The 15,660-nt window shown below is 63.2% G+C and carries 15 protein-coding genes; 4 read left to right on the plus strand and 11 right to left on the minus strand.

Annotation, left to right across the window (positions count from 1 at the left end; all coding sequences use genetic code 11):
- The first annotated feature begins 70 nt into the window (after window positions 1-70).
- Complete coding sequence (locus PG899_RS03870) at window positions 71-1,993, plus strand: glycoside hydrolase family 19 protein (RefSeq protein ID WP_289710452.1); 1,923 nt, start codon at window positions 71-73, stop codon at window positions 1,991-1,993.
- Window positions 1,994-2,053: 60 nt separating this feature from the next.
- On the opposite strand, the gene PG899_RS03875 is transcribed toward PG899_RS03870, so the two are convergent.
- Window positions 2,054-2,854: a putative RNA methyltransferase gene (locus tag PG899_RS03875; protein WP_077095349.1), complete on the minus strand. Its 801-nt coding sequence runs from the start codon at window positions 2,852-2,854 to the stop codon at window positions 2,054-2,056.
- A 125-nt stretch (window positions 2,855-2,979) separates the two neighbouring features.
- A complete protein-coding gene (crp, locus tag PG899_RS03880; protein WP_011704916.1) occupies window positions 2,980-3,618 on the minus strand; it encodes a cAMP-activated global transcriptional regulator CRP in 639 nt (212 codons plus the stop codon).
- A gap of 311 nt (window positions 3,619-3,929) precedes the next feature.
- On the opposite strand from crp, the gene PG899_RS03885 reads away from it, so the two are divergent.
- A complete protein-coding gene (locus PG899_RS03885; RefSeq protein WP_179101307.1) occupies window positions 3,930-4,334 on the plus strand; it encodes an OsmC family protein in 405 nt (134 codons plus the stop codon).
- 49 nt (window positions 4,335-4,383) lie between these two features.
- Window positions 4,384-4,680, plus strand: coding sequence for an MliC family protein (locus tag PG899_RS03890; RefSeq protein WP_011704918.1), 297 nt, complete (start codon window positions 4,384-4,386; stop codon window positions 4,678-4,680).
- 57 nt (window positions 4,681-4,737) lie between these two features.
- On the opposite strand, the gene PG899_RS03895 is transcribed toward PG899_RS03890, so the two are convergent.
- From PG899_RS03895 to arnB, 9 genes are all read right to left on the minus strand, one after another.
- A complete protein-coding gene (locus PG899_RS03895) occupies window positions 4,738-5,268 on the minus strand; it encodes a DUF4136 domain-containing protein (protein WP_011704919.1) in 531 nt (176 codons plus the stop codon).
- A gap of 15 nt (window positions 5,269-5,283) precedes the next feature.
- The gene (locus PG899_RS03900; protein WP_011704920.1) at window positions 5,284-6,153 is read right to left on the minus strand and encodes a phosphoribulokinase; all 870 of its coding nucleotides are present in this window, start codon (window positions 6,151-6,153) and stop codon (window positions 5,284-5,286) included.
- Window positions 6,154-6,327: 174 nt separating this feature from the next.
- The gene (gene arnF / locus PG899_RS03905; RefSeq protein WP_077095347.1) at window positions 6,328-6,774 is read right to left on the minus strand and encodes a 4-amino-4-deoxy-L-arabinose-phosphoundecaprenol flippase subunit ArnF; all 447 of its coding nucleotides are present in this window, start codon (window positions 6,772-6,774) and stop codon (window positions 6,328-6,330) included.
- Window positions 6,771-7,115 carry an EamA family transporter gene (locus PG899_RS03910; RefSeq protein ID WP_077095346.1) on the minus strand — a complete coding sequence of 115 codons (345 nt, stop codon included), beginning with the start codon at window positions 7,113-7,115 and terminating at the stop codon, window positions 6,771-6,773. The genes arnF and PG899_RS03910 overlap by 4 nt, the downstream gene beginning before the upstream one ends.
- Window positions 7,115-8,758: a lipid IV(A) 4-amino-4-deoxy-L-arabinosyltransferase gene (arnT, locus tag PG899_RS03915; protein ID WP_077095345.1), complete on the minus strand. Its 1,644-nt coding sequence runs from the start codon at window positions 8,756-8,758 to the stop codon at window positions 7,115-7,117. The genes PG899_RS03910 and arnT overlap by 1 nt, the downstream gene beginning before the upstream one ends.
- Window positions 8,759-8,827: 69 nt before the next feature.
- The gene (gene arnD / locus PG899_RS03920) at window positions 8,828-9,727 is read right to left on the minus strand and encodes a 4-deoxy-4-formamido-L-arabinose-phosphoundecaprenol deformylase (protein WP_077095344.1); all 900 of its coding nucleotides are present in this window, start codon (window positions 9,725-9,727) and stop codon (window positions 8,828-8,830) included.
- Window positions 9,720-11,711, minus strand: coding sequence for a bifunctional UDP-4-amino-4-deoxy-L-arabinose formyltransferase/UDP-glucuronic acid oxidase ArnA (gene arnA, locus PG899_RS03925; protein WP_077095343.1), 1,992 nt, complete (start codon window positions 11,709-11,711; stop codon window positions 9,720-9,722). Before arnA ends, arnD begins: the two co-directional genes overlap by 8 nt.
- Window positions 11,708-12,685, minus strand: a complete 978-nt coding sequence (gene arnC / locus PG899_RS03930; RefSeq protein ID WP_016349714.1) for an undecaprenyl-phosphate 4-deoxy-4-formamido-L-arabinose transferase — start codon at window positions 12,683-12,685, stop codon at window positions 11,708-11,710. The genes arnA and arnC overlap by 4 nt, the downstream gene beginning before the upstream one ends.
- A gap of 6 nt (window positions 12,686-12,691) precedes the next feature.
- Complete coding sequence (gene arnB / locus PG899_RS03935; RefSeq protein WP_077095342.1) at window positions 12,692-13,828, minus strand: UDP-4-amino-4-deoxy-L-arabinose aminotransferase; 1,137 nt, start codon at window positions 13,826-13,828, stop codon at window positions 12,692-12,694.
- Window positions 13,829-14,049: 221 nt separating this feature from the next.
- Between arnB and PG899_RS03940 the strand changes: the two genes are divergently transcribed.
- Window positions 14,050-15,396 carry a UDP-glucose dehydrogenase family protein gene (locus PG899_RS03940; protein WP_043159595.1) on the plus strand — a complete coding sequence of 449 codons (1,347 nt, stop codon included), beginning with the start codon at window positions 14,050-14,052 and terminating at the stop codon, window positions 15,394-15,396.
- Window positions 15,397-15,660: the final 264 nt, after the last annotated feature.

Below are 15,660 nucleotides of genomic sequence, written 5' to 3' on the forward strand. Positions count from 1 at the left end.
TTCTCCTCGCGCAATGCGAGGTGCCACTGGCGGGGGCCAAGCCCCGCCTTTCATCAAGCAAGAGGTAAATATGATGACAAGAAAGTCCTCTGTGGCCACCCTGCTGGCCGGGCTCTGTCTGAGCGGTCAGCTGTGGGCCGCCAGCGCCTATGACCTCAATCAGGGCTATGGCGGCGGCAGCCAGGTCAGTTTCAACGGCCAGATCTACGAGGCCAAATGGTATGCCAATCCGGGCCAGAGCCCGGGCGTGCAGGTCGCCAACGAGTGGGATTCTCCGTGGGCCCTGCTGGGGGCGGGCGAAGCGACGCCACCCGGTGACGGGGAGGGCATAGCCCCGCCCGCGCAGGGAGGCAGCGGCGCCGTTGACGGCAGCACTGTCTACCTGAGCCAGAGCGAGCTGGATGCCAAGGAGCATGCGCTCACCGATTTCCCGGCCATGACGGCGGTCAAGGCCTCCATCGCCACCCGCGACAACGCCGTGGTCGAGGCGGTGGCCCCCGGTTTGCCGCTCAACCCCGCCAACGTCAAGCGGGTGGAAGGGCTGCTCAGCGAGTTGCAGTTCAACTTCCTGTTCCCGCTGCGGGCGCCGGAGTACACCTATCGCGGCTTCCTGCAGGCGGTGGCCAAGTTCCCGGCCTTCTGCGGCGACTACAGCGACGGGCGCAACGCCGAAGCCATCTGCCGCAAGTCGCTGGCCACCATGTTTGCCCACTTCGCCCAGGAGACCGGTGGCCACGAGAGCTGGCGCCCCGAGCCCGAGTGGCGTCAGGGGCTGGTGTGGGTGCGGGAGATGGGCTGGACCGAGCAGATGCGCGGCGGCTACAACGCCGAGTGCCGGCCGGATGTGTGGCAGGGTCAGCAGTGGCCGTGCGGCAAGTTCGACAACGGCGAGTTCAAGAGCTACTTCGGTCGCGGCGCCAAGCAGCTGTCGTACAACTACAACTACGGCCCCTTCTCCGAGGCCATGTTTGGTACTGTGCGCACCCTGCTGGACAACCCGGAGAAAGTGGCGGACACCTGGCTCAACCTGGCCAGCGCCGTGTTCTTCTTCGTCTATCCGCAGCCGCCCAAGCCCTCCATGCTGCACGTGATCGACGGTACCTGGCAGCCCAACGCCCACGACCGGCAGAACGGCCTGGTGCCGGGCTTCGGGGTGACCACCCAGATCATCAACGGCGGGGTGGAGTGCGGCGGTGCAGCCGAGCATGCCCAATCCCAGAACCGGATCACCTACTACCAGGCCCAGGCCCAGTATCTGGGCGTGCCGGTGCCTGCCGACGAGGTGCTCGGTTGCAAGAACATGAAGGTCTTTGACGAGGCCGGCGCCGGTGCCCTGCCCATCTACTGGGAGAACGACTGGAGCTATGTGCCGGGTAACCCCAACGGTGGCAAGAGCTACGCCTGCAAGCTGGTGGGCTACCAGACCCGTTTCAGCGCGTTCAAGGAGCGTGACTACAGCCGCTGCGTGCAGCACTTCTTCCCCGAGGTGGTGATCGAGGACAACGGCGGTGGCACCAACCTGCCGCCGGTGGCCAGCATCAGCGGCCCGAGCGAGGCGCTGGGCGGCGCCACCGTGCTGCTCTCCGGCCAGGGCTCGAGCGATCCGGAAGGCAAGCCCCTCAGCTACGCCTGGACCCTGCCTGCCGGGGCCAGCGCCTCGGATCTGACGCAGTCCACCCTGAGCGCCATCCTGCCGCCGACCCCGACCAGCGACACCCGCTACGGCTTCGTGCTCAAGGTGACCGACGACAAGGGGCTGAGCCGCAGCGCCACCCACGAGATCCTGATCAAGGGCAGCGGCGGCACCACGCCGCCGGATGGCAACCCGCCTTACAAGGAGGGAACCGCCTACAGGGCCGGTGACAAGGTGAGCAACCTGGGCGGCAACTACCAGTGCAAGCCCCATCCCTACACCGGCTGGTGTGCCGGCGCGGCCTGGGCCTATGAGCCCGGCAAGGGCACGGCCTGGAGCGATGCCTGGATCAAGCTGTAACGACATCTCCGCGCAATAAAAAAGGCCCGTCAGGGCCTTTTTTCATGGGAGGGTGCGCCATCAGAGCGGCTTTTGCCACAGGCTCAGCAGCAGATCCTGCTCCAGCTCGTCCGGTCCCTGGTGGCTGAAGGCGTGACGCTGTTCACCGCTGGCGCGCCAGCCGAGGCGGCTGGTCTCCAGGATGAAGCTGCGCAGGCCCTGGTCCATCTGCATGCTGAACTGGCAGCGCAGCTGACCCATGGGGTTGAGGCCGGCCAGGCTCGGCCAGCTCAGCGGGTGCTCCATGCTGACCGGGTTGAGGCTGACCCTCAGCTGCCACTGGTGGCGGGGGCCCGGCTGCAGGTAGAGCAGATAGCCGCCCGGTGCCAGCCAGCTGACCAGCTGCTCGGTCTTGACCTTGAGATCGTTGACCAGCAGCAGCTGGGCCGTGCCCGGCAGAATGGGGGCGCGGGCCGGATCGGCGATGACGAACTGAGCGTCCGGCTGCGCCTTGTTGGCGGCGAAGATGGTGTTCTTGGCGATGTCGACGCCGGCAAATTGCCAGCCCGGCAGGCGCTCGGCCAGGGTCCGGCAGTAGTAACCCTCGCCACAGCCCAGGTGGATCAGCTCGCGCGGTTCGAGGGGGGCAAGCAGGCTGGCCATCGCCTCGACCAGTGGCAACTGGTGGCCCTGCTCGAGGAAGTGGCGTTTGGCGCGCATCAGGGCGCGGCTGTCGCTGTCCTTGGGATTCTTCTTGCCGGGGATGAGATCCAGATAGCCTTCCGGCGCGGGATCGAAGTGGTGCTTGTTGGTGCAGTAGACCCCGCGGGAGGCTTCATGAAGTTGCAGCGGGCTGCGACAGATAGGGCATTGCAGGTGCATAGGATTTCTCTTGGCGAAGGCCATGACGGCAGGGGCGTTCGGGATTATAGGGGAGACGATCAGAAAAGGCTGCCGTGGCAGCCTTTTTTATCCAGCGACCCAGTGCGGGGCCGCCAGTCGCGGGATCAGCGAGTGCCGAACACCACTATGGTCTTGCCGTGGGCGGAGATCAGCTCCTGCTCTTCGAGCATCTTGAGGATCCGGCCGACGGTTTCACGGGAGCAGCCGACGATCTGGCCTATCTCCTGACGGGTGATCTTGATCTGCATGCCATCCGGGTGGGTCATGGCATCCGGCTGTTTGGCCAGGTTCAGCAGGGTCTGGGCGATCCGGCCGGTCACGTCCAGGAAGGCGAGGTTGCCGACTTTCTGGCTGGTGTGCTGCAGGCGGGCCGCCATCTGGCCGGAGAGGCGCATCAGGATTTCCGGGTTGACCTGGATCAGCTGGCGGAACTTCTTGTAGGAGATCTCGGCCACTTCACAGGAACCTTTGGCACGCACCCAGGCGGAACGCTCCGGGTTTTCGCTCTCTTCGAACATCCCCATCTCGCCCAGGAAGTCGCCCTGGTTCAGATAGGAGAGGATCATCTCCTTGCCTTCATCGTCCTTGATCAAGACGGCCACAGTGCCCTTGACGATGTAGTAGAGGGTTTCCGCTTTCTCACCCGCGTGGATCAGGGTGCTCTTGGCGGGATACTTATGAATGTGGCAGTGCGACAAGAACCATTCCAGGGTGGGATCGCTTTGCGGTTTGCCAATGACCATGAGAATTCCTCTGTAGTGTCTTTTTATGGACTCGTGCGTCCGGGCAAGCTGCCAACCTTGCCATTCCTTGTATTAGTCGCAGTAGGATAAGAGCCTTTGTCTGTGCTGACAAGGCTTTGAGGGCTTTTGCCAGCTCCCCTTGCAACCCCTGCTGCGTTCCGTTCGCCATTGTAGGGAAGATGGGGGCATCAGATGTTGATTTTGATCTAGTTAGTCAGGAAGTTCGTGAAAATGGCGGATATGTGCCGCTGTCGCGTCGTCTGCGGTATGCTATGTCAGTCAGATCTGTCGTCATCAAGAGGAAATGTGAAATGAAAGCCAAGGTCAGCTGGGTGGAAGGCATGCAGTTTGTGGGCGAGAGTGAGTCCGGTCACAAGGTGATCCTGGACGGTGCCAACCCCGGCGAAGGTGTCAGCCCGATGGAGATGATCCTGCTGGCGGTGGGCGGTTGCAGCTCGATCGACGTGGTCTCCATCCTGGAGAAGGCGCGCCAATCCGTGACCGCCTGCCATGTGGAGCTGGCCGGTGAGCGGGCTGACTCGGTGCCGCGGGTATTCGAGAAGATCCACCTCCACTTCGTGGTGACCGGCAAGGGGCTGGCCGAAAAGCAGGTGGCCCGCGCGGTGGATCTGTCGATGGAAAAATATTGTTCAGTTTCCCTGATGTTGGAAAAAGCGGTAGAAATTACCCATAGTTATCAAATTCTTGAAGCCTGATAGCAGTGGCTCTTCCGATCGAATAACACCATGACATAAGGAAAGTGCAATGAAAAAGATGATAGCGTTACTCCCCCTGCTGGGGCTGGCGGCTTGCAGCATGCCGCAACCGACCCAGTACCAGTACAGCCAGTATCAGTGCGGTGAGGAGCTGCTGGCCGTGACCTATGATGCCCAGGCCGACATGGTGCAGTTCCCCTATGCCGGGGTCTATCACAAGCTGGGCCGGGTCGAGGCGGAGTCCGGTGCCAAGTATTCCGACGGGGTGACCACCTTCTGGAATCAGGAGAAGCAGGCCATCCTCAGCCAGAAAGGGGTAACCCTGCTGACTTGCCAGCGCAAGTGATCGTCATGGTGTGATGACAACGGCCTGCTCAATGCAGGCCGTTTTGCATATTGGGGGTCAGTGCGGCAGGGCGTTGAGCATCTTGGCGGCCAGTTGCTGGCTCAGTTGCTGACGCTCCCCTTCGGCGATGGCCACGTCGCTGGCCAGGGAGATGGCGCTGCTCCACACCGCCTGCTGGGTGCGTCGGTCGAGCAGCACGATGGCCAGGGTGCCCTTGCGGGCATCGGCCTTGGCCTGCAACCCAGGGGTCATGCCGAGGCGGGCGAAGATCTCGCCGTCGCTCAGATCCTTGCTGCCGGCCACCCCGATGGCGACCCACACATCGGCCTCGTCGAGGGGCACGCTCTGCCACCCCTTGCGCCCCAGCTCCTGATTGACCGCCTGTTGCACCGGCTCCAGCCAGCCTTCGGCGCTGTCGCCGGCATACTGGAACTGCTCGGCCAGCGCATAGCGCGGCGTTGCCCCGAAAGGCCAGCTGGCCGCCGGGCGCACCACCATGGTGCCCGCTTCCAGGGTCGGCGCGGCCGGGCCGCTGCTGCAGCCACCCAGCAGGGCGGCCAATCCCACAGAGATAAACGCTAACCGCATCATCAGCTCCTTGGCTCAGGTGATCTTGCCGGTTTCAATCAGTTGCTGGATCAACGGGCGCAGGATCAGCTCCATCGCGAAGCCCATCTTGCCGCCCGGCACTACGATGGTGTTCATCCGTGACATGAAGGATCCGTCGATCATCGACAGCAGATAGGGGAAATCCACCTGCTTGATGCCGCGAAACCGTATCACCAGCATACTCTCGTCCAGACTCGGGATCACCTTGGCGCTGAAGGGGTTGGAGGTATCCACCGTCGGCACCCGCTGGAAGTTGATGTGGGTGCGGGAGAACTGGGGGGTGATGAAGTTGATGTAGTCGTCCATGGAGCGGACGATGGAGTCGGTGACCGCTTCGCGGGAATGGCCGCGCTCCGAGGTGTCGCGAATGAGCTTCTGGATCCACTCCAGGTTGACGATGGGCACTACCCCGATGAGGAAGTCCACGTGGCGGGCCACGTTGTGCTCATCGGTGACCACGCCGCCGTGCAGCCCCTCATAGAACAGCAGGTCGGTGTCGCTTGGCAGGTTCTGCCAGGGGGTGAAGGTGCCCGGCATCTGGTTAAAGGGCACCGCCTCGTCGAAGCTGTGCAGGTAGCGACGATACTGGCCGCTACCGTTCTGGCCGTACTCCTGAAAGAAGCTCTCCAGCAGGCCGAAGTCGTTGGCCTCGGGGCCGAAATAGCTGATGTGGCGCCCCTGTTCGCGCGCCTTGCGGATCGCCACGTCCATTTCCGGGCGGGTGTAGCGATGAAAACTGTCCCCTTCCACCACGGCCGCCTGATAACCGAGCTGATGAAACATGGAGCGAAAGGCGTTGGTGGAGGTGGAGGTGCCGGCTCCGGACGAACCGGTAACCGCAATGATGGGATGCTTTGCCGACATAGAATTCTCTCTTCCTTGGGAGTTCCGTTATAAAGGCATGTTCCGAGTGCGGTCAAGTGTGCGACCTGACAGTACCACCGCGCAACTGCTTCGCGGACGTGCTAGCGTACGGGCATCGGTCGCAGACGCAAAAAAGGCCGCCGTGGCAGCCCTTGTGGCAAACAAAGAGAAAAACTAGCTGGCCTGCTTGGTGCCGGCCGCAGGCTTGATCCCCACCAGCACGGCCCCCAGCAGAATGAACAGCACCCCGAGCGCCTTGCCGGGCTCCAGCGGTTCTGCGAAGAGCGGGATGTTGACCGCCAGCAGGTAGACCAGCGCATAGCTGGTGCTGAGCAGGGGGTAGGCGATGTTGAGCGGGGTGGAGTGCAGCGCCGCCAGCCAGCAGAGCAGCGACAGAGCGTAGCAGCCGACCCCGGCCAGGATCACCAGCAGCGGCAGCGGATGGGCCAGCATCACGGCAAGATCCATCTGCCAGGTCGGCAGCTGGATCACCCCCCACTTCATGCCAAGCTGGGCGGCCGTCACCAGCAAGATGCTGCCGAGCACGTAGAGATACCCCTTCAGCGCCGATCTTGCAGGGTTGGCCGGTGGTTGGCCCGCGTGCGGATGGTCATCACTCATAGCAAACCTCCCAGCAGCAGGGCGCCCACTATGATGGCCCCCACTCCCAGCCAGTTGTGGTAGCTGATCTGCTCGTGAAAGAACAGCCTGGAACCCACCAGCACCAGCACCAGATTGATGCTGAGCATGGGGTAGGCCATGCTGAGCGGCAGCCGCTGCAGCAGGTAGATCCAGAGCAGCATGCCGCAGCCGAGCGCTGCCACGCTGGCGATGAGCCAGGGTGAGCGCAGCTTCTGCCAGTGGTTGCAGGGCTGGTGCTGCCAGCTGACGACCGCCTGCTTTTGCAGCATCTGGCCGCTGCAGGTCAGCAGGCACACCAGCAACAGCAGCAGGATGTCCATCACTGGGCCCCGTGGTAGATGAGCAGGGTCAGCCGGTGGCTGACGATGGTCTCGTCGGCGGGGGGCACGGGCCCGGTGTTGCCGTCGCGATCGGTCTTCATCAGCAGGGCCACCTGCCCATTCTTGCGCGCCTGTTCCAGCCAGGCCGGGAAGTCGGCACGGGCCACGTAGCGCCCCGCCGCATCCGGGTAGCCGAGGCCGTAATGTACCTCGCCCTTGCTGTCAAACAGGTTGATCTCGCTGCGCTGAGTTTCCCAGGCGAGGGAGGAGGCCAGTCCGACGTCGTTGGCCAGCAGGGTACCCGACTTCATCAGCACGGCTTGATTGGCTTCGATGAAGCGCTCCGGCAGCTTGGAGTCGATCAGCGATTGCGGCAGCGCCCAGGGCAGGCCGATGGCCAGCACCATGGGGCAGAGCGCGCTCAGGGTCCAGCGGCGGCTGACTTCTTTCAACTGGATGAAGCCGAGCAGACTCCAGCCGGCGAAGATGACCATGGCCACCGCCAGCGCACCGTGATCCTCCTCGCCATAGACGGCGTGGCTGGGGGAGAACGCCAGCACGGCCAGCACCACCAGGCAGATGAGGCCGAACAGGCCGTTTAGCCAGGCATTGACCCGCAAGGCCCGCTCTTTCCCCTCCTTGAGCAGGTCGACGGCGCTGGCGGCCATCAGCATGGCCAGCGGGGCGAAGCAGGGCAGGATGTAGGTGAGCAGCTTGCCCTTGGCAATGCTGAAGAACAGCAGGGGCAAGATCACCCAGGCCAGCAGGTAGAGGGTTTCCGGGTTTATCTTGCGCTCCTGCCAGCCCTTGCGCAGGGCGCCGGGCAGCAGGCCGAGCCAGGGCAGGGTGCCGAGCAGCCCCATGGGCAGGTAGTACCAGAACGGCGCCTTGTGCTGGGCGTTGTCAGCGGCGAAGCGCTGGATGTGTTCAACCCAGAAGAAGTAGTGCCAGTAGTCCGGTTCGCGCAGGTGCACGGCGATGGCCCAGGGAGCGGCCAGCAGGACCGCGCTCAGGATGGCCAGCGGCCCGAAGCGCACCAGCTCGAGCAGGCGGCGCTGATAGATGACGTAGGGCACGATGACCACCACGGGTACCGCCAGGGCGATGAAGCCCTTGGTGAGAAAACCCATGCCGCAGGCAAGGCCGAACAGCAGATAGCCACCGACCCGGCTGCCAAGGGAGTCCTCCTTGCGGATGATGTAGAAGCTCACCATGGCGGCGTTGAGCCAGAGGGTGACCATGGCGTCCAGCACGCTGTAGGTACCGATGCCGTAGACGATCAGCAGCGACAGATAGATGAGCCCGGTCAGGAAGGCCTTACGCCGGCACTGCCACAGCTGCAGGGCAAACCAGCAGATCAGCAGGGCGCTCAGGCCGGTGGCGGCGGCCGAGGCGAAGCGCACGGCGAAGTTGGTGTCACCGAACAGCTGCTGGCTGATGCTGTTGAACCAGTAGCCGGCGATGGGTTTCTCGAAGTAGCGCAAGCCCAGGAAGTGGGGCACGACCCAGTCGCCGGTGCTCACCATCTCCCGGCTGATCTCGGCGTAGCGGTTTTCGTCCGGGCTCCAGAGCGGCCGCTGATCGAGCGGCAGCAGGTAAAAGAAGAGAAAGAACAGGGGCAGGGCCCACTTGGTCAACGTCATGACATCCTCTGTTGCATGGTGTGATTAGCGCGATGGTTAGTCCTGCCACCCGAGGTGGCGTCATTCATCTCAGGCCTCGGCCTTGCAGCCGAGCCAGCCCTCCCGTCCGGGCAGGGTGCCGCGTGCCAGCCGGCCGGTCGGCAGCGTGGTCGGGTCGGATGGTAACAGATCCCCGAGCGGCACGAAGCGGATGCCGCGCGCCCTGGCTTCGCCGAGCAGGGCATCGAACTGATCCGCCATCACGATCCCTTCCACTTCGGCGTGGATGGTGTAGACGTGCGGGCCCTGCGCCGGCGGGGTGGCCAGCTGATCCAGCAGGAAACGGTTGAAACCGTCGACCGTTACCTGATGGCCCACCACCTCGTCGAAGGTGGGCAGGTTGACCGGGATCTGCGGGGTGCCGGGGCGGCCATCCTGCAGCAGGGGCCGAAACAGGCCGCTGCCGCGACAGTCGCTGTTGTAGCGAAAGCCGAACTGCTCCTTGGCCTGGGTGGTGAGGGGGTCGGCTCGCCAGCCGGCGGCGGCGGAGCAATCCACTTCGCGCCCCAGGATCTGGTTGAGCGCATCCACCCCGAGCCGGGTCTGACGAGTCAGCTCGGCTTGGTCCCAGCGGCCGGTGTTGGCTTGCCAGCCGTGGTGATCCCAGGCGTGCAGCCCCACCTCGTGACGGGCGCTGTCGGTGTCGCGCATCAGGGAGCCGAGCTGCTTGCCGATGGACTTGCCGGGCCAGGCGGTGCCGGCCAGCAATATGTCCAGTCCATAGAGGGATGCTGCGTTGGAGCGCAGCATCTTGAGCAGAAAGCGGGGTTTTAGCAGGCGCCACAAGTGGCGCCCCATGTTGTCCGGTCCGACCGAGAAGAAGAAGCTCCCCTTGACCTGATGCTTGTCTAGCAGTTGCAGCAGGCGGGGCACCCCGTCACGGGTCCCCCTGAAGGTATCGACGTCGATCCGCAGACCTACCTCAGTCATGCTCGACTCCCGTCGTGACCGCCCCTTGCAGGAAGAAGTCGAGGGTGTTGCCAATGGTCTCTTCCATCTCGATGGTCGGCTCCCAGCCCAGCAGGCGACGGGCATTGGCGATGCTCGGCCGGCGGTGGGAGACGTCCTGATAGCCGTCGCCGTAGAAGGACTTGCTCTCCACCAGCTTGAAGCCGGCAAACGGCGGGAACTGGTCGCGCAGCGGGTGAGCCTCGAACTTGGCGAGCAGGATCTCGGCCATCTGCTGGATGCTGGCCTCGTTGTCCGGGTTGCCGATGTTGATGATCTGGCCGTCGCAGCGGTTCTCCTTGTTCTCGATGATACGGAACAGGGCCTCGATGCCGTCCTCGATGTCGGTGAAGCAGCGCTTCTGGGCGCCGCCGTCTACCAGCTGGATCGGGGTGCCGTCCACCAGGTTGAGGATCAGCTGGGTGATGGCGCGGGAGCTGCCGATGCGGGCAGAGTCCAGGCTGTCCAGACGCGGCCCCATCCAGTTGAAGGGACGGAACAGTGTGAAGTTGAGCCCCTCTTTCTTGCCGTAGGCCCAGATGACCCGATCCAGCAACTGCTTGGAGACGGAGTAGATCCAGCGCTGCTTGTTGATGGGGCCGACGATGAGGCGGGAGCTGTCTTCATCGAAGCTGTGATCGTCGCACATCCCGTACACCTCGGAGGTGGAGGGGAAGATGATGCGCTTGTGGTACTTCACGCAATAGCGGACGATCTTGAGGTTCTCCTCGAAGTCGAGCTCGAACACGCGCAGCGGGTTGCGGGTGTACTCGATGGGGGTGGCGATGGCCACCAGAGGCAGGATCACGTCGCACTTCTTGATGTGATACTCGATCCACTCGGTGTGGATGCTGATGTCCCCTTCCACGAAGTGGAAGTTGGGGTGACCGATGAAACGGTCCACCGCGCTGGAGCCGATGTCGAGGCCATAGACCTCGTAGCCGCCATCCTGGAGCAGGCGCTCGGTCAGGTGGTTGCCGATGAAGCCGTTGACGCCGAGGATCAGCACCCGGGTCAGCCGCGCCTTGCGCAGGGCATTGCTCGCCTTGGCGCCGATCTTCATTCCTTCGACCAGCCCCAGTTCGCGGGCCAGTTGGGCGCCGCGCACATAGAGTCCGCCTTCGGCCTGACCGGCCACTATCTCCAGCACCCCTTCACCGCAGGCGATGCGCAGCGGCTCCTGGCTCAGGATGGTGCCCGGCTGCTTGTCGCTCTGCTGGGCCAGCCAGTGGCTCTTCCACACCGTCAGCTTGCGATCGCCGGCGAAGCTGAAGGCGCCCGGGTAGGGCTGGGTGACGGCGCGCACCAGGTTGTGCAGTTCGCGGGCCGGGCGGTGCCAGTGCAGTTCGCCATCGGCCGGGGTGCGGCGGCCATAGTAGCTGGCCTTGCTCTCATCCTGCGGGGTGAGGCGGATGTCGCCGGCGCGCAGCTTGGGCAGCTCTTGCTCCAGCAGCGCCCGGGCGGCGAGGCGCACCTTGCCGTGCAGGGTCAGCGCGGTGTCGTCGTCGGCAATGGCCACCGCCTGCTGGGCGACGATGGCGCCGGCGTCGGGCTTGGCGGTCATCTGGTGCAGGGTGATGCCGGTCTCGGCCTCGCCGTTGACCAGGCACCAGTTGATGGGCGCGCGACCGCGGTAGGCGGGCAGCAGGGAGCCGTGCAGGTTGAAGGCGCCGACGGTCGGGATGTCGAGGATCGCCTGCTTGAGCATGTTGCGGTAGTAGAAGGAGAAGAGGGCCTGGGGCGCCAGCTCGCGAATGCGCTCGATCCAGAGCGGGTGGTTCACGTCCTCGGGGGAGTAGACCGGCAGGTTGTGCTCGGCGCAGAGCTGGGCGACCGAGCCGAAGAAGCGGTTCTCGCCCGGATCGTCGGCGTGGGTGAAGACGGCCTGGATCTCGTAGCCTGCCTCGAGCAGGGCCTCGATACCGGTGCAACCGATATCGTGATAAGCAAAGACGACGACTTTCATTGTTCAGCTTCCTGTTGCGAAGGGGTGGTGGCGCTGCGCACGATCTGGTGGATAAAGTAGCGGGGACGGGCGCGCACGTCGGTGTACATGCGGCCTATGTATTCTCCCAGCAGCCCCATGCCCAGCAGCTGCACGCCGACAAAGGTGAAGAGAATGGCAAAGAGGGTGAAGACGCCATCGGCGGCCCAGTCGGCGCCCAGAATGAGGCGCATCAGGATCAGCAGGATGGAGAAGGTAAAGCCGATGCCTGCCACCACGCTGCCGACGATGCTGAGCAGACGCAGCGGGGTGGTGGTCATGCAGGTGACCAGGTCATACATCAGGTTGATGAGGTGCATCAGCCCGTATTTTGACTCGCCGTGGGCCCGCTCGGCGTGGCCCACTTCCAGCTCTATGGTGCGGCGGGCGAAGCTGTTGGCCAGGATGGGGATGAAGGTGCTGCGCTCCTGGCAGCAGAGCATGGCGTCGATGATGTGACGGCGATAGGCGCGCAGCATGCAACCGTAGTCGCTCATGTGCACACCGGTGGCCTTTTGCACCGACTTGTTGATGAGTTTGGAGGCAGTCTTGCGAAACCAGGAGTCCTGGCGGTTGCGGCGCATGGTGCCTACCACGTCGTAGCCCTGCATGGCGGCTTCGACCAGGCGGGGGATCTCCTCCGGCGGGTTTTGCAGATCCGCATCCAGGGTGATCACCAGATCCCCCTTGGCGGTCTCGAAGCCGGCCATGATGGCGGCGTGCTGACCGTAGTTGCGGTTGAGCAGCACCCCGACCAGCTTGCTGCCCTCACCGGCGGCGTCTCTGATGAGCTCGGTGGAGCCGTCGTGGCTGCCGTCGTCGATGAGGATCACCTCGTAATCCTGTGACAGCTGATCGCAGGCGGCGGTGACCCGGCTCAGCAGCGCGGGCAGGCTGGCCTCCTCGTTGTAGACGGGGATGACCACCGAAACCAGCTTGATGTCAGTGTTGTTCACGTTGCATTACTCCAATATGTCGATAAGGGCCGCGACCACGCGGTCGACGTCGGCCAGCGTCATGTCCGGGAAGAGTGGCAGGGTGCACAGGCGTGACGAGTTCCACTCGGTATGAGGCAGGCTGAGGGTCGGATAGCGTTCGCGGTAGTATTTCTGGGTGTGGGCTGCCCGAAAGTGCAGACCGGTACCGATGCCGCGCTCCTGCAGTGCCTGCATCAGCTGATCCCGGTCGAGCCCGCAGCGATCTGGGTCGACCCGCACCATGAACAGGTGCCAGGCGTGCAGGTGGGGGTAGCCCGGCACGGCGAGCGGCGCCAGCGGCAGACCGGCCAGTTGCTCCTGATAGCGGGCCACCAGTTCGGCCCGCTTGGCGTTGAGCTCGGGCAGGCGCGCCAGCTGTACCAGGGCGATGGCGGCGTTGATGTCGGCCAGGTTGTATTTGAAGCCCGGGGTGATCACCTCCGCCTGCGGCTTGCGGCCCAGGCTCATGCGATCAAAGGCATCCACTCCCAGGCCGTGGAATTTGAGCATTCGAACCTTGTCCGCCAGCGCCTTGTCGTCGGTCACCAGCATGCCCCCTTCGGCGCAGGTCAGGTTCTTGATGGCGTGGAAGGAGAAGATGGCGGTGCCGCTGGCGCCGATCCAGCGCTCCCGGTAGCGGGTACCGACCGCGTGGGCGGCATCCTCGATGACCGCAATGCCGTGGCGGCCGGCCAGCGCCAGGATCGGATCCAGATCGACCGGGGCACCGGCGTAGTGGACCGGGATGATGGCTTTGGTGTTGGCGGTGATGAGCGGCGTGATCAGCTCGGCGCTGGTCATCAGGGTATCGGGGTCCACGTCGACGAAGACCGGCTCGGCCCCCAGCAGGGTGATGATGTTGATGGTGGAGACCCAGGTCTGGGAGGGGGTGATCACCTCATCCCCCGGGCCTATGCCCAGCGCCAGCAGGGTGACGTGCATGCCGGCGGTGGCGGAGCAGAGTGCGACCGCGTGCTGGCAGCCGAATGTGTCGCAAAATTGCTGTTCCAGTTCATGATTCTTCGGGCCCGTGGTGATCCAGCCCGATTTCAATACGTCACAGACAGCACTTATCTCGGCATCACCGATGGCGGGCCTCGAAAATGGCAGAAAATCTTGCATAAGAGATCCAACGAAGAATATTAATCAGTGCCCGTGAAAGCGGGCAGCCCCAACAAATTGCACTCAACATAACGTATATAAAAGCGGGCCTGCAATGGTCCAGAAACAGCTGGTAACAATTAACTGGTGCGGTCATCTTAGGTAATGTGATAAATATTTATAACCCCCCCAACTCTTGTTTTTCCAAATTACATTTTCTCTGACATTTTGGTTGTATCAATATGAACATTACTGTATTTGGAAGTGGCTACGTGGGCCTGGTTCAGGCCACCGTACTGGCCGACGTCGGTCATCAGGTGATCTGTGTCGATGTCGATGAACAGAAGGTGGCAGCCCTGATGGATGGCCAGGTGCCCATCTATGAACCCGGTCTCGAATCCCTGCTGCAGCGCAACATCAAGAGCGGCGCCCTGGTGTTCACCACGGACGCCGTGCTGGCCGTCAAACACGGCGATGTGCAGTTTCTGGCGGTAGGCACGCCACCGGGGGAGGATGGTTCCGCCGATCTGAGCCACGTGCTGACGGTGGCCGAGACCATCGCCCAGTATCGCGATCGGCCCGTCATCATCGTCAACAAGTCGACCGTGCCGGTGGGCACCGCCGACAAGGTGACCGCCAGGGTCAACGCCATCCTGCAGCAGCGGGATCAGTCGTTCGCCTTCGACGTGGTCTCCAACCCCGAATTTCTGAAAGAGGGCTCCGCCATCCAGGATTGCCTGCGGCCGGATCGCATCGTGGTGGGTACCGCCAACGAGGCCTCCCGCCAGCTGATGCGCGAGCTCTACGAGCCGTTCAACCGCAACCACGACCGCATCCTGTTCATGGATGTGCGCAGCGCCGAGCTGACCAAGTACGCCGCCAACTGCATGCTGGCCACCAAGATAAGCTTCATCAACGAGATGGCCGGGCTGGCCGAGCGAGTCGGCGCCGACATCGAGATGGTGCGCCAGGGAATAGGTTCGGATCAGCGCATCGGCTATCAGTTCATCTACCCGGGTTGCGGCTATGGCGGCTCCTGTTTTCCCAAGGATGTCAAAGCCTTGCTGGCCACTGCCCAGGAGCTGGAGTACGACACGCCGTTGATCCGGGCGGTGGAGCGAGTCAACGAATTGCAAAAATCGCGGCTGTTTCAGCTGCTGTCAGCGTTCTTTTGCGCCGAAGGGGAGAGCCTGGCCGGCAAGACCATCGCCCTGTGGGGGCTGGCGTTCAAGCCCAACACCGACGACATGCGCGAGGCGCCGAGCCGGGCCTTGATGGAGGCGTTGTGGCAGGCCGGGGCGACCGTGCAGGCCTACGATCCCGAGGCGATGCAGGAGGCCCAGCAAATCTACGGCAACTGTGACAAGCTGCGGCTGATGGGCACCAAGGAAGCGGCGCTGTTTGGTGCGGATGCCCTGGTGATCTGCACCGAGTGGAACCACTTCAAGGCCCCCAATTTTGCCGCCATCAAGCAGGCGTTGCGTTATCCGCTGATCGTCGATGGCCGCAACCTGTTTGATCCGGGCCGGATGAAAGATCATGGTTTTCATTACTACGCCATCGGGCGGGGCGAATCGGTAATGAAATAAAAAGACCATGCCACGCTGCCGCCAAGTTTCAGTGCCATGGCAGTGCGGCATCTCTTCACGCTGCACAAGACTATTTTCGTCACTATTGTCGGTGAGCGTCGTTGTCATATTTATTTAATATTGTGAGCTGATTCACTTTATTAATTTTATATTGCCGCTATGGCCAGGTTCTCTGCATGGCTCGCCACCTTAACCATCCCCTCATATGAGCGAGGCGTGGCGCGGCTTCTGAGGTATGATCGCCATCCTTGACCAGCTAATACC

This window comes from Aeromonas sp. QDB39 (assembly GCF_027707585.1).
Taxonomy (GTDB): Bacteria; Pseudomonadota; Gammaproteobacteria; order Enterobacterales; family Aeromonadaceae; genus Aeromonas; species Aeromonas hydrophila.